Source organism: Paenibacillus mangrovi (assembly GCF_022898935.1).
Taxonomy (GTDB): domain Bacteria; phylum Bacillota; class Bacilli; order Paenibacillales; family Paenibacillaceae; genus Paenibacillus_AQ; species Paenibacillus_AQ mangrovi.
Window position 1 is genome coordinate 1 of record NZ_JALIRP010000030.1, and the last position, 1,401, is coordinate 1,401.

The 1,401-nt window shown below is 35.0% G+C and carries 2 protein-coding genes; both read right to left on the minus strand.

Annotated features, from left to right (window positions below; genetic code table 11):
* A partial coding sequence (locus MUG84_RS27120) for a chloramphenicol phosphotransferase CPT family protein (RefSeq protein ID WP_244726919.1) occupies positions 1-277 on the minus strand: 277 nt, incomplete at its 3' end.
* Positions 278-399: 122 nt separating this feature from the next.
* Positions 400-1,197, minus strand: coding sequence for a hypothetical protein (locus MUG84_RS27125; protein ID WP_244731282.1), 798 nt, complete (start codon positions 1,195-1,197; stop codon positions 400-402).
* Positions 1,198-1,401 lie beyond the last annotated feature (204 nt).

Consider the following 1,401-nt stretch of genomic DNA (forward strand, 5'->3'; position numbering starts at 1 on the left):
TGATCCCCTTTTCCGACATAAATTTAACTGTTGAATAAAATAAAGTAACTAATGAATCAATAATTATTTGGACCGAAACTTCCACATCTTCTCCATCGGCTGATTTTGAACATTTAGTGTTAATAAAATCAATGTAGTCATGAAACAATCCATGAAAAAAATCATCAATTGATAAATGACGAAATGAGATTTCATTTTGATTTAATAGTTCTGTCGATATGGAAGTCTTTCCGGAACTTGAAGTTCCATTTAGAAAAACTATTAATCCTTGCTTCAATTTAATCACCCCTTATCTAAGGAATTCGTGTAGTGATTAAGGAATCCTGCCTGTTAGCACAACGCGGCTGCCGATTTATGCCGACAGCCGCGTTTTAGTTATAGATTAAGCTATCGTTCCCGTTAGTTTAATCCTTCGCTTTGTGCGATACGCTGTTTAGTGTTTACTAAGTAATTAGCAACATGGGTGTACCTACTGACATACCCCTTCACGTTACTTATTAATTTTTTATCATATTCATATGCTAACTTATCAATATAGTCGAAAACTGCCCTTTGGTTAGTGATGTCTAACTTTGACATTTCAATATTTGGAGGCAACTGTTCTCCATACCCATATCTATGTATATTAGTACCATACCGAATATCCCTTTCAATCAACTCAACGACCAAAAAATCTCGAACTAAATCCAGAAGTAGATGTAACCCAATTAAATTATCATTTCGAGCAAATTTCTTAATCGCCATAAAATACTTAAACCAAGTATTATTACTTTCATATGAGTCAAATGAATAGTTTTTAACAAGACTAGGTAGTTTATCTCTAAGTTTAAGGTCACCAAAAATAATTGTATAAGATTGGCCTTTTTGAGATTCTATCAAAATCCACTCATCATAAGAGCAAAATTTCACATCAAGTAAATGAATTGAATTCTCCAATGAGATGCAGGTTCTGAACGATATTGAATGTTCAACCGACCTGTACGTTTCGCTTCCGACAACAAACCCGATAGAATTAATTGCCCCAATAATTACTTGTTCATCAATCAGGAAACCTTCATCCATTACAATTAATAAGTCAGTATCGGACCAAATATCAACTATTTCATCAGATTGTTGGGAACCACTTAGAACAATTCCTCTTACATCTTTTAGATTTGATGTAATTGCATCAACCACATGATTTATAAAAGTGTTCATGCCTCATCCTCTTTTCGATATTAATTGTTCTATCATAACATGCTCCAAATTCATACATCAGGTGCTAAACAATTATAACTATCCTGCCCGTTCGTATTATGAGGTCACCAGATCTTTCTGGTGGACCTCATTTTTGTGTGGTCGTAAGATAGCGGTAGCCGGGGATCGAACGTTTCTGCCCGTGGGACTTGGATCCCGAGAGCT